Raw genomic sequence first — 22,887 nt, 5'->3', positions numbered from 1 at the left:
TTATTTTAAATAATAAAAAATGTGTTTTGCTAAACATATCATTAATTTATTTTTCTTCTTCTTTAATGAAACATTTTTTACATAAAGATTTTCCTTCTTTTATATCAAGAATGTCAAAAGGTTCAAACATCATTCCGCAATCAAAACATTTTACAGTTTTTGTTAAAGATTCATCATCAGTTTTTTTGTTTTTTTATTGAATCATTTCATTATATCCTTCCTTTCTAAATATATTAAATAAGTGTGTCATTAACACACTTATTTAATATATTTATTTAGCACAATCTTTACACAAACATTTACCATCTGCTGCTTTAGTACATTCAGATGAATTTTTCATTTTCCCACAACCATCACATTTTTTTTGATCTTTTGCTTCTCCAGTTTTATCCTTTTTTTTAAATGGTCACATGTATATAACTTCCTTTCCTCATATCATAATTACTCTACTCAATTATAACAAATTTTATTATTTTCTATAGTATTAACTATTTTTAAAACTTTTTTTGTTAAATTTTGATTAATTATTTTTTTCTATTTTAAGAATATTATTTTTGATTTCTTCAATTTCTTCAATATCAGTTATTCTATTAAATAAGTGAAAAAGCATATAGTTTAATTCTTTTGGTTTATGAAAGTGTTTTTTAAAAAATATTATTGTTTCATCAATAGTTGCCATTAGCGTTACTGCTTGTTTGGTATTAATGCTATTATTTTGTAATGGTATACGAACAAGTGTTGGCAATTGACTAACAAACATGTAGTCTTCTAAAGATTTTTCTTTTTGTGTATAATAGAAAATTTGAAAAGCACTAATTTTAGCAGCAATTGTTTTAATAGCATTTTTTACTGTTGTAACTTGTGAATTAAGCATATTTTTGATTAATAAGGTAATGAAGATGGTAATTGTTCCAATTGGTAAAATAATTGATAAAATTAAGTCTAAGTTAACATTAAACTTTTGAGCAAATATTGATTTTAATAAAGTATAACCATTTTGAAATAAAATAACAGATAAAAATAAAGCAAAGTTTGGTGTTTTTCATCATTTATGCATAATTAATATTTCTGTTTTAATTTTTAAAATATATCAAAAGAAATAAGAAGTTAATACCAAGATAATACCATAAATTAATACAATGATAGTTGTTAGAAAATTGAAAAAACTAAAAACAATAGCTAAATTAACTGTAAAATCTAGATACATTTTAATATCATAAATTGGATAATCATTTGCAAATTGAGTTGTTAAACCATATTTTCTTTGAAATGCTCGACGACGATAAAGTTTAATAATGATAATAATATAAAAAAGTAAAGCGATTAAAGCGATTAAAATTGTAATAAAGATATATGAATAAGCAGTATTAATGCTATTTAAACGTTGTGTTCATGCGCTTCCTCAGTCACTTATTGGTGAATCATCATGTTTAGTAAAAATAAATGACATTAATGAAAAATCAATTAATGGATAATAAATATCCATTAATTTTTTATAGAAAGGAGTTTTGTCACTTTCTTGTTTTGTATTAGCAATTTGTTCTAGTAGTTCTTTAACATTATTTTCTTTATCAATTCTTGTTCTTTTATTTAAAAATAAGACTAATGCAGTAATTAGTAATGTAATAAATATTATTCAAAAAAATAATAAAACAAAATATTGCCCTCCCAAAAAATTATGCGGTCGTAATTTTTTAAATTGAATTTTTTGTCCTTCCAAAATTTATTCCCCCCCAAAAAAAATATTTTTTAAAATCGCTTACTTAAATTGTAGCACTAATTAAAAATTAATTATATAATTAATTTAAAATATTATTTATATTTAAGGAGAAAACTATGAAAATTGAAATAGTTAATAATATTGAAATGTTAGAACAAACATTTTTGATTAGAAAAAAAGTTTTTGTTAATGAACAAAAGGTTCCTTTTGAAGAAGAAATTGATCAATTTGAAGATGTATCGATTCACTTTTTAGTTTTTGATGATAATAATAAACCAATAACTACTAGTAGAATGCGAAAAGTTGAAGATATTGTAAAAATTGAAAGAGTGTGTATATTACAAAAATATCGTAAATTAGGTATTGGTAAAAAATTAATGGAATTTATGGAAAAAGTTGCAATTAAAAATCAATTTAAAGTTATATCTCTTCATGCCCAAATTCAAGCACTAAATTTTTATAAAAATTTGGGTTATAAAGTTTGTTCTGAAATATTTTTGGACGCTGGAATTAAACATTGTAAAATGGAAAAAAATATATAATGAAGGTAAATTTTAAAGAATAATATTTTAAATACATTGTTTTTTTAAAAACAATGAAAGGAAAAGAATATGTTTGAGTGAGTTAGAGAAATATTTGGAATAAATATAAATATTAATAACAAAGAAGCAAAAATGATAGATGCTATTAAAAATAAAAAGTTAGATTTAGTTAATAAAATATTAAAATATGATATTAATATTGATTATATTGATAGAACTGGTTATACGCCTTTAATGTGAGCAGCTGAAAAAGGTTATCTAAAAATAGTTAATGTTTTATTAGCACATAATGCTAATATTAATTACATATCTGTAAATGGTAATACTGCTTTAATCTTAGCTGCTAAAAAAAATTATACAAAAATAGTTAATCTGTTATTAGAACATAATGCTAATTTTAGTTGTGAGGAACAATTTGGTAATACTGCTTTAATTTTAAGTGCTGAAAATGGAAATTTGGAAATAGTTAAAAATTTATTAACACATAATGTTAATGTTAATCATGAAAATCGATATGGCGAAACTGCTTTGTTAGTGGCTGCTAAAAATGGATATACAGAAATAGTTAATGATTTACTAGCAAATGGCGCTAATATTAATCATGTCTCTATAAATGGTAATACTGCTTTAATCTTAGCTGCTAAAAAAAATTATACAAAAATAGTTAATCTGTTATTAGAACATAATGCTAATTTTAGTTGTGAGGAACAATTTGGTAATACTGCTTTAATTTTAAGTGCTGAAAATGGAAATTTGGAAATAGTTAAAAATTTATTAACACATAATGTTAATGTTAATCATGAAAATCGATATGGCGAAACTGCTTTGTTAGTGGCTGCTAAAAATGGATATACAGAAATAGTTAATGATTTACTAGCAAATGGCGCTAATATTAATCATGTCTCTATAAATGGTAATACTGCTTTAATATTAGCAATTAAATCTAATTATTTAGATATAGCTAATGCCTTATTAACAAATTATCCTAATGTTAATAGAAAAAATATGTTTGGTTATACGCCTTTAATGTGAACTGCGAGGAATGGTCATTTAGAAATAGTCAGAACTTTATTAGAATTGGGAGCTAATGTTAATTGTATAAATGAAAATGGTGATACGCCTTTAATGTGAACTGCGAGGAATGGTCATTTAGAAGTAGTTAATTTGTTATTAAATAAAGGTGCAAATGTTTACTCTATAACAAAAATTTGTGGTTATACTGCTTTAATTGCTGCTGCTGGTAAAGGTCATTTAGAAATAGTTAAAACCTTAATCAAAAATGGAAATAATGTTAATCATGTAACTATCAATGGTTTGAGTGCCTTAATGTGAGCAGCTGAAAAAGGTCATTTAGAAGTAGTCAAAACTTTAATCAAAAATGGCGCTAATGTTAATCATGAAAATATAATTGAAGAAACCGCTTTAATTGTTGCTGCTAAAAATGGACATTTGGATATAGTTAAAACTTTATTAATAAATAGTGCAAATGTTAATTGTATAAATGAAAAAGGTTGCAATGCTTTAATGTGAGCTGCTAAAAATGGACATTTGGATATAGTTAAAACTTTATTAGCACATAATGCTAATATTGATGTTGTAGACGTAAATGGCAATACTGCTTTATTATTTGCAACCAAATATAATCATTGACAGATAAAAAAGATAATCATGCAAGTAAATAGTTTAAAAAGAGAAAACTTATTAAATGTTAAAAAAATGATAAATAAAATGAATATTATTTTTAATAAAAATAAAGAAAGAATTTATTCAAAAAAAATAGAAAGAAAATGTATTAAAATATTGCAAAATTATGAAGATTATATTAATAAAAAAACCAAAAATATTGATGGACAACTAAATCTTTTTTTTAAAAGCTGAATTATACTTGTAAGTGCAAGTAAATAAAATTGCAAAAAATTCTCATATAAAAATTTCATAATGCTAAATTTAGTTTAGAAAAAAGTAAGGAGTTTTTATATGAGTTATAAACATCTTGGCATAGATGAAAGGATTTATATTAAGAATCAATTGAAATTTAAATTTAAAATTATTGAAATAGCTAAAAATCTTAATCGAAGTATTAGTACTATTATTCGAGAAATTAATAGAAATAAAGATAATAATCATTATTTTTCATTAATTGCACAAAATAAAGCTGAAAATCGAAAACAATCACATATTAGTTTTCATAAGTTTAAAAATAAGAATTTAGTAAAATATGTACAATAAAAATTACTATTAGGTTGATCACCTGAACAAATTTATGGCAGAATTAAAAATTTTCATAAACAATGAGTTATTAGTTTTAAAACAATTTATACTTGAATTTATTTTGGAATGCTTGATAAAGTTACTAGTAAAAATTTAAGAAGAAAAGGTAAAAAACGAAAATCTAAAGAAAATCGTGGCAAGTTTAATGGTAAATCAATTAAAGAACGAGATATAAATGTTAATGATCGTATAACACTTGGTCATTGAGAAGGAGATACTATAGTATCATCAAGAGGCAAAAGCAAATCATGTTTAATAACTTTAGTTGAAAGAGTATCACGATTTACTTTAGCAATATTAGTTAAAAACAGAACTACTAAAGTTATTAATAAAAATGTCAGTTATTATTTATCAATTCTTCCTAAAAACATTGTTAAAACTATTACTTTTGATCGTGGCAAAGAATTTTCAAATTGACAACAACTTGAAAAAAATTTAGATGTAAAAATTTATTTTGCCAATCCATATTCACCTTGACAAAGAGGTACTAATGAAAATACTAATGGTTTAATTAGAGAAAAATTTCCTAAAAAATTTATTTTTTCAAAAACTAATAAAAATGAAGTTCATAAATTTATATTGTCTTTAAATCAAAGACCGAGAAAAATATTAAATTATCTTTCACCAATCGAATATTTGGATAGAAAAATAATTTAGTTGCACTTACCTTTACAATTTAGCAAAAAAGAATTTATTAATAGTCTAAAATTTGAAGAGGAAAATTATTCATTATTGCATATAGCAGTATTAAATGATTGACAAAAATTAGTAACTTATTTAGTAACAAAATGATCAGTTGATATTGATTATAAAGATAGTTCGGGGAATTCAGCATGAAATCATGCTTGTATGTTACTAAAAAAAGAAAATGCTTTAGCAATTAAATCAAAAGTTCAAATAAATGAAGAAGATAGAATATTTTTAGAAAAAAATATTGATTTATTATCAAGAAAAAAATCTTGTTTTATTAAACCTTTAGATAAAAAAGATAAAAATGCTAATAAAAATAGATTTAACATTATAAATTATTATTATGATGTTAATAAAGTTGCTATTGATGCTTTTGATTATTTTAAAAATAACATAAATTTAATTGAAGATGATAATAATTTTTTAACAATTAATAATAAACAAACTTTACAAATATAAAGGTAATTTTCATTTAATTATACAGATTAAATTTATACAATTAATTAAGTAAACACTCAAATCATAATAAAATAATAATTAATGTAATATAACAAAAATTGTATATAATAGGTATAGTAAAAAAGATTTAAAGATTAAGGAGAAAAATATGAATATTATAAAATCGGTATTAAGATTAATGTCAGCAGTTACTTTAACTACAGTTAGCACAAGCTCAGTTATTGCATGTGATAATCAAGATTTCGAAGAAAATTTATTAAATGCAAAAGTTTCACAAGGTTTAAAATTGACTAATGCTACTGGTGAAGGATTATTAATGCCTACTATTAATATTGATGAAAATGATAAATCACAAGTAACCTGAAAAATCAATCCAACTAATATTAAGGTAATAAATTTGATTAAAAATGATAAAAAAGCTAAAGATGAAGAAAGTTTTCAATTTTTAAAAAATGCCTTAAATATTAAAATTGATAGTGGCACAAAATTAGAAGATGCTATTTTTAATGAAACAGAATTAAATAATGTAACTACTATTATTTCAAATATTAATGTTGATTTAAATCCAATAACAGACAAAAATGATTTTTACATTGTAAAAGGTTCATATAATATAATGTTTACAAATGGTGTTACAAAAACTGATAAATATAAAGTAGTTATAAAAACAAGTCCAAACGGAGTAGTTGGTCATGATATTTTTCCAATTAAAAAAACAGATTTTAATAGTAATTTTCAAATTGAATTTAAAGTAGGTCAATCAGTAAGTAAATTTCAAATTAAGAGTGATTTGACTTCAATGTTAGATAATTCTAAAGATAATGTTAAAACAATCTTTGGAATCCAAAAATTATTAAATAAAGGATCACTAAAATTATTAGTAACAAAAAATGATAAATCAATAGGTAATTTTATGGCCAATGATAAAATTACAGTTAGATTTAAAATCGGTGAAGTTATGATTCTTGTAGGAGAAGAATTAATAGTTAACCCTTAATAATAACATCATATTCAATGCTAATTATGTTTAATAAAATATATCAAAAAAAATAAAAAATAGTTTTTAAAACTATTTTTTATTTAATATAACAGGAATAATTAAAGGGTTTCTTCTTTTCTTTTTAAATATATAAGGTGCTAATGTTGATTTGATAGCATTTTTTATTGTAGCAAAAGTAGGTCTTTCGCTTTTTAATACTTCATTAATAGCTTTTGTTAGTAATGATATTGCTTCAGATACTAAAGGTGCTGCATCACGAACATAGAAAGAACCGCGAGAAATAAACGTTGGTGGTGCTAATAATTTATTATTTTGTGAATCAATAGAAACAACAATTGCAATTAAACCATCTTTAGAAAGAATTTGTCTATCACGGATTACTGCAGCAGTTGTTACTCCTGACATATCTTTACCACCATCAACATAAATAGGATCAGCAGCAATGCGTTTATCGCTTAAAGAACATTTACCATTATCCATAATAATTGGATCACCGTTAGAACAAATAAATATATTTTCTTCAGGGATTCCAATTGATACAGCTGTTTCTTTATGAACTTTTAACATTCGATAATCACCATGCATTGGCATAAAGTATGATGGTTTAATTAAATTTAACATTAATTTTTGTTCTTCTTGTGAAGCATGACCAGAAGTATGCAATCAATTTAATGGTGAATTTTCTTCAACAATCGCACTAAATCGTGTTAATTTATTAACTACTCTTTCAACGTCAGCACGGTTACCGGGAATTGCTGATGAAGAGAATATTATTGTATCACCGGGTATAATTTTTATTTGACGATGTTCGCGATTAGCAATTCTTGATAATGCTGCCATTGGTTCACCTTGGGAACCCGTACAAATAATAACAATTTGATTATTATCATATTTTTTAGCTTCTTCTGCTTTAATAAATGAACTATCACGAACTTTTAAATGTCCCATTTGACGAATAACATTAACTATTCTTTCTAAACTTCTTCCAACAACAATAACTTTTCTATTATGTTTTGTTGCAACTTCAATAATTTGTTGTAAACGGTGTACATTAGAAGCAAAAGTAGAAATTAAAATTCTGCCCTTCGCTTTAGCAAATATTTCACTAATTCTTTTAACAACAAGCATTTCTGTCATTGTATAACCGGGTACTTCAGCATTCGTTGAATCTGCTAAAAATAATGTTACTCCTTTTTGACCCATTTGTGCCATTTTATCAATATCTGCTTTATGACCTAAAGGTGTTCAATCGAATTTATAATCACCTGTTGTTACAACAGTTCCATTTGAATTTTCTACGCAAATTCCATATGCATCAGGAATTGAATGATTAACAGCAAAAAAACTAATAATAAATCTGTTAGTTTTAATTTTACTATTACCATCAACAATATTTATTTTTATTTTTGATTTTATTCCTTTGTCCTTAATTTTATGACGAATTAAAGCTGCTGCTAAGTTAGGAGCATAAATAGCTGGAATATCACTAATTTCTTTTAATAAGTATGGTATACCACCAATATGATCTTCATGACCATGAGTAATAAATATTCCTTTAATTTTATGTTTATTTTCTTTTAAGTAACTATAATCAGGAATTACTGCTTCAATTCCTGGCATAGAAGCATCAGCAAATTTTACTCCAGCATCAATAATAATAATTTCATTATCTTGTTCAATTACATAAGTATTTTTTCCAACTTCTTCTAGCCCACCAAGCGCAAAGATTTTCGTGACGAACTTTTTAACTGGCATAGTATTTTTTGTCGGTGTATCACTCATATTTTTTCTCCTTCATTCATTTTAAAATTATAAGGAAATAACATAAAACATAACATAAAAAAATGTAATGAATTTAATCATGTTTTTACTTATTACTTATTTGGTATATTATATTTAACTATAATAAAACAATTTAAAAACTTAAGTTTATCATTCTACTTTATATCATAATCCATTTATCATCATTAAGTCAAGGATTATCCTTATTAATGTGATGATAAAAGAGTTTTCCTTCTAAATGGTCTTGCTCATGTTGAAAAACAATTGCTTCATAACCTCTAACAGTTAAAGTTACTTTTTTCTTTTTTAAATAGTCATAACCTGTAACGTTGATTTTATAACTACGTGGAACTAAACCTTCATGAGGGTGATTAGTTACACTTAAACAACCTTCACCTTTTTTTAAATAAGCTATTTGTTCGCTTTTACCAATGATTTTTGGATTTATTAATGCATGTTCATAGTAAATAATCTTTTCATTTTTATCAGGAATTGGTAATAAAATATAATACATTTTTATATTTTCTCCAATTTGTGGTGCAGCAATACCAATAGCTTCGGTTAAAATGTTGTTAGCATTAAATTCTTTATCTTGTGATGCTTTTACTCAATCAATCATACGTTTCATAATATTTTCATCTTTAGGTGTTAAGGGTAAAATAACATCAGCACAAGGTTTTAATAAACTAGGTTTTGTATCTTCAGTAATTCAAGATGCTGATGGTACTTCGTTTTGTAATTTTTTTAACATTGCAGATCCTTTCATCAGTTTGTAATAAATAATAAATTAAACTAATTTGCTTTTATCAAATTTAATGATAAAGTTATTATAAACTAAATTTTGGAGAAAACATGAAAATTATTGCTGGAAAATTAAAAGGAAAAAAAATAATTACTTTAGATAGTTTATCAACACGGCCAACATTAAATCGAATTAAAGAAAATATTTTTAATATTATGTTAAATTATTGTAGTTTTGAAGATAAAATTGTTGTTGATTTATTTGCTGGAAGTGGTAATTTAATTCTTGAAAGTTTATCATGAGGGGCAAAATTTGCTTTTGCAAATGATATTAATAAAGCTGCTTGTAATATTATTAATCAAAATTGTTTTGCTTGTAATTTACAAGAACAAGTTAAATTAAGTAATTTGGATTATCAAATTTTTAGTAAAACACTAGTACAACAGTGTGATATTGTTTTTATTGATCCACCGTTTGCAAATATTACTTGTCAACAGTGAATTATTGATTTCTTTTATAAAAATAATTTACTTGCTAATAATGCTTTAATTGTTTTAGAAACAAATGTACCACTTGAAAATTTACAATTAAATTTCCATTTTAAAGTAGTATCTAATAAAAAATACGGTAAAATATATATTAAAATAATTCAATTTTATGAAAAGTAGAAAGTAGAATGTAAATGGCACAAAAAAAAGGAAAATTAATTATTCTTTCTGGACCAAGTGGTGTTGGTAAGGGTGCAATTATTGCTAAATTATTTGCTGATAAATCATTAAATTTAGCATATTCAGTTTCGATGACAACAAGAAAACCACGTAATAAAGAACAAGATGGCATTAATTATTTTTTTGTTGATGTATCAACTTTTTTAAATCATGTTAAAGGTAATGATTTTTTAGAATATACAAATTTTATTGGTAATTACTATGGTACTAGTAAGAGTTATGTTTTAAATTTGCAAAATCAAGGTTATAACGTTATTTTGGAAATTGAGGTTGATGGTGCTAGTCAAGTTTTAAAAAATTATGAACATCGCAATGATATTATGAGTATTTTTATTATGCCTCCTTCTTATCAAGAATTAGAACAAAGAATTCGTATGCGTGCTAGTGAGTCAGAAGCAATTATTGAGAAAAGGTTAAATAAAGCAAAAGAAGAATTTAAAGTTCAACATGAATATGATTATATTGTTATTAACGATGACTTAGATATTGCTGTTAAAGAAATAACAGATATTATTAAAAATAATATTAATTAGTTTTTGATTTGATAGTTTAGAATTAAATATTAAAAACATTTAACGATGTTAATTTGTATAAAAATATAATAGTATAGAAAACTATAATGCTAAATTGTAAAGGTAAGTGCAACTAAATTATTTTTCTATCCAAATATTCGATTGGTGAAAGATAATTTAATATTTTTCTCGGTCTTTGATTTAAAGACAATATAAATTTATGAACTTCATTTTTATTAGTTTTTGAAAAAATAAATTTTTTAGGAAATTTTTCTCTAATTAAACCATTAGTATTTTCATTAGTACCTCTTTGTCAAGGTGAATATGGATTGGCAAAATAAATTTTTACATTTAAATTTTTTTCAAGTTGTTGTCAATTTGAAAATTCTTTGCCACGATCAAAAGTAATAGTTTTAACAATGTTTTTAGGAAGAATTGATAAATAATAACTGACATTTTTATTAATAACTTTAGTAGTTCTGTTTTTAACTAATATTGCTAAAGTAAATCGTGATACTCTTTCAACTAAAGTTATTAAACATGATTTGCTTTTGCCTCTTGATGATACTATAGTATCTCCTTCTCAATGACCAAGTGTTATACGATCATTAACATTTATATCTCGTTCTTTAATTGATTTACCATTAAACTTGCCACGATTTTCTTTAGATTTTCGTTTTTTACCTTTTCTTCTTAAATTTTTACTAGTAACTTTATCAAACATTCCAAAATAAATTCAAGTATAAATTGTTTTAAAACTAATAACTCACTCTTTATGAAAATTTTTAATTCTGCCATAAATTTGTTCAGGTGATCAACCTAATAGTAATTTTTGTTGTACATATTTTACTAAATTCTTATTTTTAAACTTATGAAAACTAATATGTGATTGTTTTCAATTTTCAGCTTTATTTTGTGCAATTAATGAAAAATAATGATTATTATCTTTATTTCTATTAATTTCTCGAATAATAGTACTAATACTTCGATTAAGATTTTTAGCTATTTCACTAATTTTAAATTTAAATTTCAATTGATTCTCAATATAAATCCTTTCATCTATGCCAAGATGTTTATAACTCATATAAAAACTCCTTACTTTTTTCTAAACTAAATTTAGCATTATGAAATTTTTATATGAGAATTTTTTGCAATTTTATTTACTTGCACTTACAAGTATAATTCAGCATATAAACCCCCTTCTTTAAAAACTGTTGTTAAATCTTCAGTATTTTCTAATAATAAATCTACTGCTTTTGATATTGGATCATTATTATTAAAGTTATCTTTTTTAGCCATCTGTAACTCACTCTTTCTAATCATTTAATTATATTTACTAGAATTAATTAAACATAGTTATTTTTGTAAGTTACACAGATTACTAAACATTACCTTTGCCTCTTGATGATACTATAGTATCTCCTTCTCAATGACCAAGTGTTATACGATCATTAACATTTATATCTCGTTCTTTAATTGATTTACCATTAAACTTGCCACAATTTTCTTTAGATTTTGGTTTTTTACCTTTTCTTCTTAAATTTTTACTAGTAACTTTATCAAGCATTCCAAAATAAATTCAAGTATAAATTGTTTTAAAACTAATAACTCACTCTTTATGAAAATTTTTAATTCTGCCATAAATTTGTTCAGGTGATCAACCTAATAGTAATTTTTGTTGTACATATTTTACTAAATTCTTATTTTTAAACTTATGAAAACTAATATGTGATTGTTTTCGATTTTCAGCTTTATTTTGTGCAATTAATGAAAAATAATGATTATTATCTTTATTTCTATTAATTTCTCGAATAATAGTACTAATACTTCGATTAAGATTTTTAGCTATTTCAATAATTTTAAATTTAAATTTCAATTGATTCTCAATATAAATCCTTTCATCTATGCCAAGATGTTTATAACTCATATAAAAACTCCTTACTTTTTTCTAAACTAAATTTAGCATTATGAAATTTTTATATGAGAATTTTTTGCAATTTTATTTACTTGCACTTACAAGTATAATTCAGCAAATAAATTTAAAAGGAGTATTTTGTAAATTATGATAAGTTGTTATACTAATAATATCAAAAATAATTTTTTTACTTTATAATTAAAGTAATGAAATCAAAAAATAAAGGAATGGTGGTATTTAATATGAGTGTATTACCGTTAAATATTATTTCGACTGTAATTTCAGCAGATATTGGAACAGTTATTGCTGAAATAGCGGTTTTATTTGGAATAACCATTTCTTTATTAATGACAATTCTTATTTTAATAGTTATGAATACCTTTATTCGTGGTAAAAAAGTTTGATGAACAACAAGAAATAAATCTCATATGAAACTACTAGCAACTTCAGAAAAAAGAATGTTAGCAAGTGTTTTAGCAGAAGCAGTGATTAAATTAGCAGAAGAAAAAATTGGAGCACTGATTACTATTGAAAGGAATGTTTCATTAAATGAATATACTGATTTGGGAGTAAAAATTGATAGTGAAGTAACTTCACAACTATTACAATCTATTTTTATTAAAGGTTCACCATTGCATGATGGTGCAGTTATTATTCGTTTAGGTCGTATTGAATGTGCCTCTACTTATTTTCCACTAACTAATAAAAAAATATCTAGTCAATTTGGTTCACGTCATCGTGCTGCTATTGGAATATCAGAGCAAACCGATGCAGTATCAGTTATTGTTAGTGAAACTAATGGTTCTGTTTCAATAGCTCGTAGTGGTAAGTTTTTACAAGTTGAAAACTTAAATAATCTTGTTCGTACACTATATGATGAATTAGCTTCAACTAAAGAAATGGTTCAACAAGTATAATAATGAAAAGTTTGTTATTAGTAGATATTGGTAATACATTAATTAAGATTGCTATGATTAATGATAGTGAAATTATTGAACAATGAGCAGTAATAGAAACCAAAAGTAAAACTGCAATTGTTCAATTGAAAAAAGCATTTAAATTAAATAAAAAATTACATTTTGAAGAAGCTGTTATTAGTTGTGTTGTTCCAAATTTTTTAATAATAATAGAAAAATTAATTGTTTTTACATATAATTTAAAATCGTTAATTGTTGATTTTAATTTACTAAGTTCTTTACCTTTAAAACTTAATTTAGAAAATCGTCAATTAGGTAGTGATTTGATAGCATTATCATATGCTGCTTATACTAAGTATCACAATGCGATAGTTGTTAGTTTGGGAACTGCTACTACCTATAGTGTTGTTGTTAATGATGTTTTGGTTGGTGTTATTATTGGACCTGGATTTAGTACAAGTAAAGATGCATTAATTGATAATGCTGCTTTACTTGTTGATTTTGAAATGCAACATTATCAATCAATGTTAGGTAAAAATACTAATCATGCTTTATCAATTGGTTATGGTTATGGTTTTAGTGCAATGATTAATAGTATAGTTGCTAGAATTCAAAATGAAACAAATATTAGTTTACCTGTAATTTTAACAGGAGGTAGTGTACCAATTTTAAAATCTTATTTTGATTTTTCATATATTTATGAACCACAAATGTTATTTTTAGGTTTAGTTGATATTATTAAATATTTTAGAAGTAATAATAAAATAAAAGATTAATATCTTTTAATATATTTAAAATATAAGGAAAGGAGAATAAAACTATGTTGATGTTAATAAAAATTTATAAATTAACTAGTGCACAAATTATTATAATAACTATTATTAGTTTATTAATTTTTACTATTATCGTTTTAACAAGTTTATTAGTAATTTTTAGTTCATATAAAAATAAACAATTTATGGTTTATAAAAATTTGCAATATATTCAAAATATTAATATTAAAGAAAGATTAAATCGTATTAATCAAATGGTACAAGCAAATGAACAATATAGTTCTATTTTAGGGATTTGAATTAGTCGTTATAATCTTTTTTTAAAAAAAGATTTAAATAAGGTTTTTAAAAAATATATTCAAATTTTAAAATTACAAAATAATAAAGAATTATGAAAAAGATATAAATTAATGTATAGAATGCATAATAAAAGTAATAATTTAAAAAATCAATTGCAGTTATTAACAATTGAAATAGATTATTTTATTAGTATTGATCAATTATTACGAGAATATCAATTATTTTTTAAACAAAATTTTAATTATTTACAAGATCAAATGATCAAGATTAATTTACAAAATGATCTTAATCGAGAACAATTAGATGAAGTTATTAAAATAATTAATGATATGTTTAAAGAATTAGAAACAAATATTAATGCTATTAATGTTAGTCAAATTATTACTATTTTAAGTGAGATTGCGATTGCTGTTGTAACATTGGCAGAAATTTTAGATAATTTACCAACACTTGGTTATATTATAACATATGAAATTAAACAAAAAATGGCGGCCTTAAAAAATAAATATCAAATGATAAAAATAAATAATACTTTACTTTTACAATACGAACAATTAGTAGCAAACGTTGATGAAAAGTTAAGTTTTATTAATAAACAAATTAATAATTTACAATACAAAAAAGCTAAGGTTAACACTCAAGAAATATTAAAATTAATTGCCACTTTTAGTAATAAAATTGATAAAGAACAAATATTTTATAATATTTTTAAACAAAATTATGAAAAATTTTTAGTTATGAGTTTTAATTTTAATGAAATATTTGAAACTATTAAAAATGAAATTGCTCTTTCAAATAAAATTAATTCTAAAATGATAGAAAATAGCAAAATAACTAACTTAGAAACTATTATTAATAAACAACTTGCTACTGTTAATGATTTTGATAATTTATTAATCATAGAACATCAAAAATCAATAAAAAATACTAGTTATGAAACATTAGTGATGTTATTAGCGGCGTTATTTGAAAATAGTATTGTTGTTTTTAATAGTTTAAAAGAGTATAATAAATTGTTGAATGAACAAAATAAAGCAAAAATTAAATTTAAAACTTATGTTGATAAAATCAATTCAATGATGTTACAAATTGATAATATTTTAAATAATATTAATTTTTATTATTTAAATGAAATTTATAAAGAAAAGTTTAGTGATTTACAATATTTAATAAATGATACTATTTTAAATTTTAAAAATGGAAATTATGATAATTCTTCTTTTAGTAAATTTAATGATTTACAAAATAAAATTTTTCATCTTTATACTGAATTAAAAATGGAAATTACTATTCATAAATTATCACATTTAACTCTTGTTTATGCTAATCGTCATCGTTCAATTAATCAGCAACTTAATAGTAAATTTAATGAAATTGAAAATAATATCACTAATAATCATAATCAAAAAGCATTAACATTATTATTGGAATTAATGGAATAAATTTTAAAAAAGAGGAAATTTAAATGGTACCAATTATTATTATTCGTTATGGTGAATTAACAACTAAAAGTAAAAATCGGATTGATTTTATTAAACAATTAAAAATAAATATTAAGTATGCTCTTAGTGATTATAAACAAATAAATATTATTCATTTTCATGATCGGATGGAACTAACTAATTTATCTCTTGACGTAATGAATGATGTTATTAATATTTTGGTGAAAATATTTGGTATTAGTTCATTATCACCTGCTTTTAGAATTGCTAAAAATATGGAAATATTATCAGAAAAAGTAATATCATTAATTTTAAGTCAAGATCTAACAAATTTTAAAACATTTAAACTTTTTGTTAGTCGTAGTGATAAGAGTTTTTCATTAAATTCAGAACAAATAGTTAAAATTATAGCTTCTATAATTTTAAAAAAAACAGATTTAAAAGTTAATGTTACTAATCCTGATTTAAAAATAAATATCAAAGTTAATAAGGATGATATTTATTTATTTGCAAATAAAATTATTGGTGCTGGTGGATTTCCAGTAGGTAGTTCAGGGAAAGTGTTATTATTATTGAGCGGTGGTATTGATTCCCCTGTAGCAGCATATAAATTAATGAAACGAGGATTACAAGTTCAATATTTACATTTTGCTATTCCACCTTTTACTTTACCAACAGCATTAAAAAAAGTAGAAACTTTAGTTCAAATTTTAGCACCTTATAATGCTGGTAGTAAAAATTTATATATTTGCAATTTTACTAACTTGCAAAATGAATTAAGTCATATTAAGAAAGAAAGTTATCGTATTACTTTAATGCGTAGAATGTTTATTAGAATTGCTAGTTTATTTGCAGAAAAATATAAAATTCAAGCATTAGCAACCGGTGAAGCGATTAGTCAGGTTGCTTCACAAACATTAGCAAGTATTAATGCTATTAATATTGTTAGCAATTTACCAATTTTGCGTAGTTTAATTGCCGAAGATAAAGTTGATATTATTAATCTTGCTAAAAAAATTGGTACTTATGAAACATCAATTTTACCATTCGCTGATTGTTGTTCATTATTTGTTCCCAAAAACCCTGTTACACAACCAAAGATTAAAGAATGTGAACTTTTAGAAAATGATTTAAAGCAAATAATTGATTGAGAACAAATTTTAATAAATAGTTTTAAAGATATTGAAAAAATATAAATAAATTTATTAATAATTTAATAGTTTTAATAAATTACAGTTTATTTACTTTAAATATAAAAAAAGAGGTTTTTTAACAATCTGTGTATCTTTGTTTTGCAAAGTACTAGTTCAGATTAATTCTGTCTTCAAATTTTATCATAAAATGAGCAATTGCTGTATTTCAATTTTGAATGGGCATTGTTCATTTTTTTGTTATATTTTCAATTGCTAAGTAAAATATTTTGAAAACTGCCATATCATTTGGAAAAACTTTTTTATTTCTGATGACTTTTCGTAATTGACTATTAACAGATTCAATAGAATTTGTAGTATAAATCACTCTTTTGATTTCTGGAGGATAACTAATAAAAATCATTAAATTATCTCAATTTTTATATCAAGATTTAGCAATTTGAGGATAGTGTTTATTTCATTTACTTTCAAATGATTCTAAAGCCTGCATTGCTTGTTCTTCACTACATGCATTATAAATTGGCTTTAAATCTGTAACTAGTGATTTTCGATGTTTGTATGAAACATATTTTAAACTATTTCTGATTTGATGAACTATACATAATTGATGTTCAGTTTTAGGATAAACTGATTGTATTGCTTCTGACATGCCTGTTAAGTTGTCACTACAAGCAATAAGAATATCATTTAAGCCACGATTTTTCATTTCTGTGAAATTTGCTAATCAAAATTTAGTGCCTTCATTTTCACTAATTCATAAACCTAAAACATCTTTTTTACCTTCTAAATCAACACCTAAAGCTATATAAACTGATTTGTTAATAATGCGTTTATCTTGTCATACTTTAACTACTATACAATCAAAATAAACAATGGGATAAATGCCTTCTAATGGTCTATTTTGTCATGCTTTGACATCATCAATCACATCATCAGTAATTTGACTAATAACACTTTCACTAATATCAGCACCATGATATAACTCTTGTAACTGCATTCTAATATCTGATAATGTCATACCTTTTGCATATAAGGAAAGAACTTGTTGATCAAAACCATCAAATCTTCTCTGTCTTTTTGGCACTATTACAGGAGTAAAATTACTATTACGATCTCGTGGTACATCAATCTCAATTTTACCTTGTTGAGTTATTAATTTTTTTGAACTTATACCATTACGAGCATTGTCACTATTACTATGTTGATTTTTTTCATATCCTAAATAATTTTGCATCTCAGAATTCAACATTTTTTCAACTAAACGTTTTGTTAATTCTTTATATAAACCCCCTTCTTTAAAAACTGTTGTTAAATCTTCAGTATTTTCTAATAATAAATCTACTGCTTTTGATATTGGATCATTATTATTAAAGTTATCTTTTTTAGCCATCTGTAACTCACTCTTTCTAGTCATTTAATTATATTTACTAGAATTAATTAAACATAGTTATTTTTGTAAGTTACACAGATTACTAAACATTACCTAAAAAAAGAGTGAAGTTTCACTCTTTTTGTTATTTTTTAATAGTAAACTATAAAATATTACAATAAGTATTTTGATTACTTGTTGAAGGTTGATTTTGTAAATCAATTGCATTTATTTCATTTACTAATAATTTTGTTTTTTCAATTCTTTTATTGATTTCATTTATTTTTTTCTTATCAATTTCTAATTGAGCAAGTTTTAAATTTATTTGTAATTTTTGATATGGATTTGGTTCTCTAAAGTCAATATTGGTTGTTATTTTTTGTACTTCATTTGCTAATTCTTGAAGAGATTTAACTTCAAAATTATTTTTATTGGTTGTAACATTAAGAATAGTAGGTAATCCAAATTTATATCGTTGCTTTATTTCTTGTTCATAAATTTCATAGGCTAATCTTTCAACTATTTTTGGGTGTTTGTTTTTAGCAGCTATTGTTAAAGCTGTATCACCATTTTCAATGGTATCTAGTAAAAGATTAGCATAGTTATAATAACCATTTGTTTTTAAATATTTGGCTATAATTATTTGTCCATTAATATTATTTAATATTCAAGGATCAGGTCTATTTTTAACTACATGATAAATATTAACACCATTATCTATTAAGATGTTAACTACATCTAAATGACCATTTTGCGCTGCTCATATTAAAGCGGTTATATCATCGCATATATAATTAACATTGCCACTATTTTTAATTATTTTTTTAATTACTTGTAGATCACCGATTTTAGCAGCTTTTATTAAATTAATATTTTGAATATCCATTTTTTTCTCCTTATTTGATTAAAAATAACAAACTCACTTACTTTAAAATGAAGTAATAAGTTGAAAACTTGTATTAAGTTTATGCAGATTTTAACATATTATTGGTTTTAATATGTAAAAAAATATATTAAAATTTTTCCCAAATTATTAATTATTAATTATTGAAAAAAATAATGTTTATTTTTTCTTTTTTAATATAAATTTTAGAAATAAAATTTATTTTTTTATTTTATTTCTAAAAAAGTTGATTTTAAGTGTTTTAAATAGTTTTGTATTAAAAACAATAACTTAAGAATAACCTAGCAAGATAAAATGATGTTAAAATTAACTTGTAATATAAGTCATTCAAGAATTGTAAGGGATAGTATGAAATATATAGTTAATTTAAATGTTCGTTCTAATTATTCATTTCTTTCATCAACTATTAAAATAAGTGATTATATTGAATTTGCTAAAAAAAATAATTTAAAAGTTCTATCTTTAGTAGATAAAAATATAATGTATGGTGCTTATGAATTTTGTAATTTATGTATAGAGAATGATATTAAACCATTAATTGGTTTAAATTGTGTTTGAGAAAGTGCTACTGATAAAGTTGAATTAACTATTATGGCAACTTCATATGCTGGTTATCAAAGATTAATAGAGCTTTCTACTATTATTAGTACTAATAATAATATTGTTACTACTAATGATGTAAAAAAATATCTTAATCAAACACGTGAAGTTTTAGTTATTATTCATGCTAATAATAAAAATATTAGATATATTAAAAATAATTATGATATTTTAAATTCAACAGGTCATGAATTAGTTTATTTTGGTTTAGTACCTAGTGATATGGATAATATTACTTTATTAAAATCGATTACATCTAATATTATTCCAATTGATTTGGTTTTATATTTAGATGAAAAACAACATCGTACTTATCAAATTTTACAAGCTATTAAAGAACAAAAAACATTAAAATCAGAAGATTTATCAAAAAGTAATGAGTTTTTATATAAAACTAAACAAGATTTAATGCAACATTATCCAAATGAAATTATTGAAAATATTGAAAAGGTTATTTGATTATGTAATTTAAAATTTCCTAAAAATAAGCCAAATAGTGCAGAATTAAGTTTACCAAAATTTACTTGCCCTAATAATCTTACTAGTAATTTATATTTGCAAGAATTATGTAAGCAGGGATTAGAAGCGCATTTTCAAAGTCGTGAAATTCCTGAAACATACGTTAAAAGAGTTTTATATGAATTACAAGTAATTAATGAAATGGGTTTTGCTGATTATTTTTTAATTGTTAATGATTATGTTAAATTTGCAAAAAGTAAGAATATAATGGTTGGACCAGGTAGAGGAAGTGTTGCTGGTAGTTTAGTGGCATATGTTTTAGGAATTACTGGTGTTGATCCTATTGCTTATAATTTAATTTTTGAAAGATTTTTAAATCCAGAACGAATATCATTACCAGACATTGATATCGATTTTGAAGATACAAGAAGAGATGAAGTTATTAATTATATTCATCAAAAATATGGCAAAGAATATGTTGCATATATTGTTACTTTTCAAACAATTGCTAGTAAAATGGCAATTCGTGATTTGGGAAGAGTTTTTCAAGTTAATATTGAAGATATTAATGAAATGACAAAATTAATACCAATTCAATATAATTTTGAAATAGATATGGCTATTAAACAATCACCAAAATTAGCATGATATGCAAATAAGTATCCTTTATTGTTTATTTTAACCAAAGAAATTCTTGGTTTTCCACGACAAACTAGTACTCATGCAGCAGGAATCGTTATTACAAGAGCACCGTTAGTTACTGCTATTCCATTACAATTAGGATTTCAAGGTATTTATCAAACGCAATTTCCAATGCAAACCCTAGAAACTCTTGGTTTGATAAAAATGGATATTTTAGGATTACGTAATTTAACTATTTTGCAAAATATTTTACAACAAGTAAGTAAACATTATTTTTTAAATTTAAAATTATCTCAAATTCCTTTAAATGATGAAAAAAGTTTTAACATTATTAAAAATGGTGATACAACCGGTATTTTTCAATTGGAATCTTCAGGAATGCGTCAAATTTTAATTAAAATGAAAGTTGATAACTTAGAAGATATTATTGCTAGTTCTTCTTTATTTCGTCCTGGACCACAAGAGTACATTCAAGATTATATTAATCGTAAATTAGGAAAACAAAAAGTTACGTATATTCATGAAGATTTAAAACCTTATTTAGCATCAACTTATGGCATTATTATTTATCAAGAACAAATATTATTAATTTTACAGAAAGTTGCTGGTTATTCATTAGGAAAAGCTGATTTAATTCGTCGTGCAATTAGTAAAAAAGATACTATAGTTATGAAAGAACAAGCAAACTCATTTATTAAAAGTGCTGTTAATAGAGGTTATTCACTAAGAGTTGTTAAGAAAATATGAGAAGATATTGAAAAATTTGCTGGTTATGGATTTAATCGATCTCATGCTGTCGCTTATTCATTAATTAGTTATTATTTAGTTTATTTAAAAGCAAATTATCCATTGGCATTTATGGTGTCGTTATTAAGTAGCGTTATTGGTAATGATCAAAAAATGTTACAATATTTGAATGAATGTCAAAAATATCAAATTAAAGTTTTACCACCATCAATTCAATTTTCTGACATTGATTTTTTAATTGATGGTGCTAAAAAAGCTATTCGTTATAGTTTACAAGCAATTAAGCAAATGAGTCAAGGTAGTTGTAGTAATCTTATTAAAGAACGTACTAGTAATGGATTTTTTCAAGATTTTTTTAACTTTTGTGCTCGAGCAATATTTATTGGTTTGAATCGTAAAAACATTGAACATTTAATTGCTGCTGGTGCTTTAGATGATATTCAATCAAATCGAACAATGTTATTATTAAACTTGGATGCTGCATTAGAATATGCCAATATGGTGCAGGTAAAAAATGAAACTAGTGGCGAATTATCATTAAATTTTAATTTAATTGCTAAACCAATTATGTTACAAAGAGAAGATGATTGAAATAATAATAGTATTAATGAACATCGTGCATTAGGACTTTATTTAAAATATAATCCTAAATTACTATGAAAAGAGCAATTAGATCCTCATAATAAAGCTATTGATTTAGCATATATTAATAATTATGTTGATCAACATGTTAGAGTATATGGAGTTATCAATAATATTAGAGTAATTAAAACTAAAACTAAAAAATTAATGGCTTTTTTTGAAATGCAAAATGATAGTAATGTTATTGAAGTAACGGTTTTTGAAAAGTTATATCAAATATACCAAGAATATTTACAAGTTAATAAAGTAATTTTAATGGAAGGAAAGGTAGAAATTTATAATGATAATATTCAGTTAATTTTATCAAGAGTAATTAAAAATTTATAGTAAGCATAGATAAAATTATATGCTTACTATATTAAATAATAAATATAATTAATAGTTTTTAAATTTCTTACTTTAATTTCTAATAATAAATAAAAAATTAATGAACATAGTAATTATTAATAATTTCACAATTTTCAATAGCATCTCAAAAGTTATTATCTACTTTTTTTATTTGCTGAATTATACTTGTAAGTGCAAGTAAATAAAATTGCAAAAAATTCTCATATAAAAATTTCATAATGCTAAATTTAGT

The 22,887-nt window shown here is 23.3% G+C and carries 22 protein-coding genes; 13 read left to right on the top strand and 9 right to left on the bottom strand.

The features are described from left to right. Positions 1-271 precede the first annotated feature (271 nt). Positions 272-412 (bottom strand): hypothetical protein, encoded by a 141-nt coding sequence (locus AACK95_RS01565; RefSeq protein ID WP_338980494.1) that lies wholly within the window; start codon positions 410-412, stop codon positions 272-274. 108 nt (positions 413-520) lie between these two features. After that, entirely contained in the window at positions 521-1,720 is a 1,200-nt protein-coding gene (locus tag AACK95_RS01560) for a hypothetical protein (RefSeq protein WP_338980493.1), read from the bottom strand. A gap of 116 nt (positions 1,721-1,836) precedes the next feature. Between AACK95_RS01560 and AACK95_RS01555 the strand changes: the two genes are divergently transcribed. The 6 genes from AACK95_RS01555 (at position 1,837) to AACK95_RS01530 (ending at position 6,679) form a co-directional block, all read left to right on the top strand. Continuing rightward, positions 1,837-2,262, top strand: coding sequence for a GNAT family N-acetyltransferase (locus tag AACK95_RS01555; RefSeq protein WP_338980492.1), 426 nt, complete (start codon positions 1,837-1,839; stop codon positions 2,260-2,262). A 69-nt stretch (positions 2,263-2,331) separates the two neighbouring features. Beyond that, complete coding sequence (locus AACK95_RS01550; protein WP_338980491.1) at positions 2,332-4,167, top strand: ankyrin repeat domain-containing protein; 1,836 nt, start codon at positions 2,332-2,334, stop codon at positions 4,165-4,167. Between the two features lie 72 nt (positions 4,168-4,239). Then, positions 4,240-4,491, top strand: coding sequence for a helix-turn-helix domain-containing protein (locus AACK95_RS01545; RefSeq protein WP_338980490.1), 252 nt, complete (start codon positions 4,240-4,242; stop codon positions 4,489-4,491). Between the two features lie 3 nt (positions 4,492-4,494). Further along, entirely contained in the window at positions 4,495-5,190 is a 696-nt protein-coding gene (locus AACK95_RS01540) for an IS30 family transposase (protein ID WP_338980950.1), read from the top strand. Next, on the top strand, positions 5,191-5,682 hold the full coding sequence (locus AACK95_RS01535) for a hypothetical protein (protein WP_338980489.1): 492 nt from the start codon (positions 5,191-5,193) through the stop codon (positions 5,680-5,682). Positions 5,683-5,830: 148 nt separating this feature from the next. Then, the gene (locus AACK95_RS01530) at positions 5,831-6,679 is read left to right on the top strand and encodes a hypothetical protein (protein WP_338980488.1); all 849 of its coding nucleotides are present in this window, start codon (positions 5,831-5,833) and stop codon (positions 6,677-6,679) included. 72 nt (positions 6,680-6,751) lie between these two features. Here AACK95_RS01530 and AACK95_RS01525 read toward each other — a convergent pair whose 3' ends face one another. Continuing rightward, positions 6,752-8,464: a ribonuclease J gene (locus AACK95_RS01525; RefSeq protein WP_338980487.1), complete on the bottom strand. Its 1,713-nt coding sequence runs from the start codon at positions 8,462-8,464 to the stop codon at positions 6,752-6,754. 160 nt (positions 8,465-8,624) lie between these two features. Further along, positions 8,625-9,215 carry a peptide deformylase gene (gene def, locus AACK95_RS01520; protein ID WP_338980486.1) on the bottom strand — a complete coding sequence of 197 codons (591 nt, stop codon included), beginning with the start codon at positions 9,213-9,215 and terminating at the stop codon, positions 8,625-8,627. Between the two features lie 101 nt (positions 9,216-9,316). Here def and AACK95_RS01515 point away from each other — a divergent pair, with 101 nt between their 5' ends. Both AACK95_RS01515 and gmk read left to right on the top strand, forming a co-directional pair. After that, on the top strand, positions 9,317-9,874 hold the full coding sequence (locus AACK95_RS01515) for an RsmD family RNA methyltransferase (protein ID WP_338980485.1): 558 nt from the start codon (positions 9,317-9,319) through the stop codon (positions 9,872-9,874). A gap of 14 nt (positions 9,875-9,888) precedes the next feature. Continuing rightward, positions 9,889-10,467, top strand: coding sequence for a guanylate kinase (gene gmk, locus AACK95_RS01510; protein WP_338957663.1), 579 nt, complete (start codon positions 9,889-9,891; stop codon positions 10,465-10,467). A 112-nt stretch (positions 10,468-10,579) separates the two neighbouring features. Here gmk and AACK95_RS01505 read toward each other — a convergent pair whose 3' ends face one another. From AACK95_RS01505 to AACK95_RS01495, 3 genes are all read right to left on the bottom strand, one after another. Then, positions 10,580-11,530, bottom strand: a complete 951-nt coding sequence (locus AACK95_RS01505) for an IS30 family transposase (RefSeq protein ID WP_338980484.1) — start codon at positions 11,528-11,530, stop codon at positions 10,580-10,582. Positions 11,531-11,616: 86 nt separating this feature from the next. After that, positions 11,617-11,769 carry a hypothetical protein gene (locus AACK95_RS01500; protein ID WP_338980483.1) on the bottom strand — a complete coding sequence of 51 codons (153 nt, stop codon included), beginning with the start codon at positions 11,767-11,769 and terminating at the stop codon, positions 11,617-11,619. 58 nt (positions 11,770-11,827) lie between these two features. After that, positions 11,828-12,373 carry an IS30 family transposase gene (locus AACK95_RS01495; RefSeq protein WP_338980482.1) on the bottom strand — a complete coding sequence of 182 codons (546 nt, stop codon included), beginning with the start codon at positions 12,371-12,373 and terminating at the stop codon, positions 11,828-11,830. A gap of 230 nt (positions 12,374-12,603) precedes the next feature. On the opposite strand from AACK95_RS01495, the gene AACK95_RS01490 reads away from it, so the two are divergent. Genes AACK95_RS01490 through thiI form a run of 4 tightly spaced genes read left to right on the top strand, consistent with a single transcriptional unit; the run spans position 12,604 to position 16,989 of the window. Beyond that, positions 12,604-13,278: a DNA integrity scanning protein DisA nucleotide-binding domain protein gene (locus AACK95_RS01490; protein WP_338980481.1), complete on the top strand. Its 675-nt coding sequence runs from the start codon at positions 12,604-12,606 to the stop codon at positions 13,276-13,278. A 2-nt stretch (positions 13,279-13,280) separates the two neighbouring features. After that, positions 13,281-14,054: a type III pantothenate kinase gene (locus tag AACK95_RS01485; RefSeq protein ID WP_338980480.1), complete on the top strand. Its 774-nt coding sequence runs from the start codon at positions 13,281-13,283 to the stop codon at positions 14,052-14,054. A gap of 44 nt (positions 14,055-14,098) precedes the next feature. Continuing rightward, positions 14,099-15,793 (top strand): hypothetical protein, encoded by a 1,695-nt coding sequence (locus AACK95_RS01480; RefSeq protein WP_338980479.1) that lies wholly within the window; start codon positions 14,099-14,101, stop codon positions 15,791-15,793. Positions 15,794-15,816: 23 nt separating this feature from the next. After that, the gene (gene thiI / locus AACK95_RS01475; protein WP_338980478.1) at positions 15,817-16,989 is read left to right on the top strand and encodes a tRNA uracil 4-sulfurtransferase ThiI; all 1,173 of its coding nucleotides are present in this window, start codon (positions 15,817-15,819) and stop codon (positions 16,987-16,989) included. A gap of 106 nt (positions 16,990-17,095) precedes the next feature. Here thiI and AACK95_RS01470 read toward each other — a convergent pair whose 3' ends face one another. Together AACK95_RS01470 and AACK95_RS01465 are read right to left on the bottom strand one after the other, a co-directional pair. Further along, positions 17,096-18,334: an IS256 family transposase gene (locus AACK95_RS01470; RefSeq protein WP_338980948.1), complete on the bottom strand. Its 1,239-nt coding sequence runs from the start codon at positions 18,332-18,334 to the stop codon at positions 17,096-17,098. A gap of 142 nt (positions 18,335-18,476) precedes the next feature. Further along, complete coding sequence (locus AACK95_RS01465) at positions 18,477-19,199, bottom strand: ankyrin repeat domain-containing protein (RefSeq protein WP_338980477.1); 723 nt, start codon at positions 19,197-19,199, stop codon at positions 18,477-18,479. A gap of 366 nt (positions 19,200-19,565) precedes the next feature. Between AACK95_RS01465 and AACK95_RS01460 the strand changes: the two genes are divergently transcribed. Continuing rightward, positions 19,566-22,634 carry a DNA polymerase III subunit alpha gene (locus AACK95_RS01460; RefSeq protein WP_338980476.1) on the top strand — a complete coding sequence of 1,023 codons (3,069 nt, stop codon included), beginning with the start codon at positions 19,566-19,568 and terminating at the stop codon, positions 22,632-22,634. The last annotated feature ends 253 nt before the right edge of the window (positions 22,635-22,887 follow it).

Source organism: Spiroplasma endosymbiont of Lasioglossum malachurum (assembly GCF_964020065.1).
Lineage (GTDB): Bacteria > Bacillota_I > Bacilli_A > Mycoplasmatales > VBWQ01 > Spiroplasma_E.
Note: the sequence above shows the minus strand (reverse complement) of the source record. Positions and strands in the feature narration are given on the sequence as shown.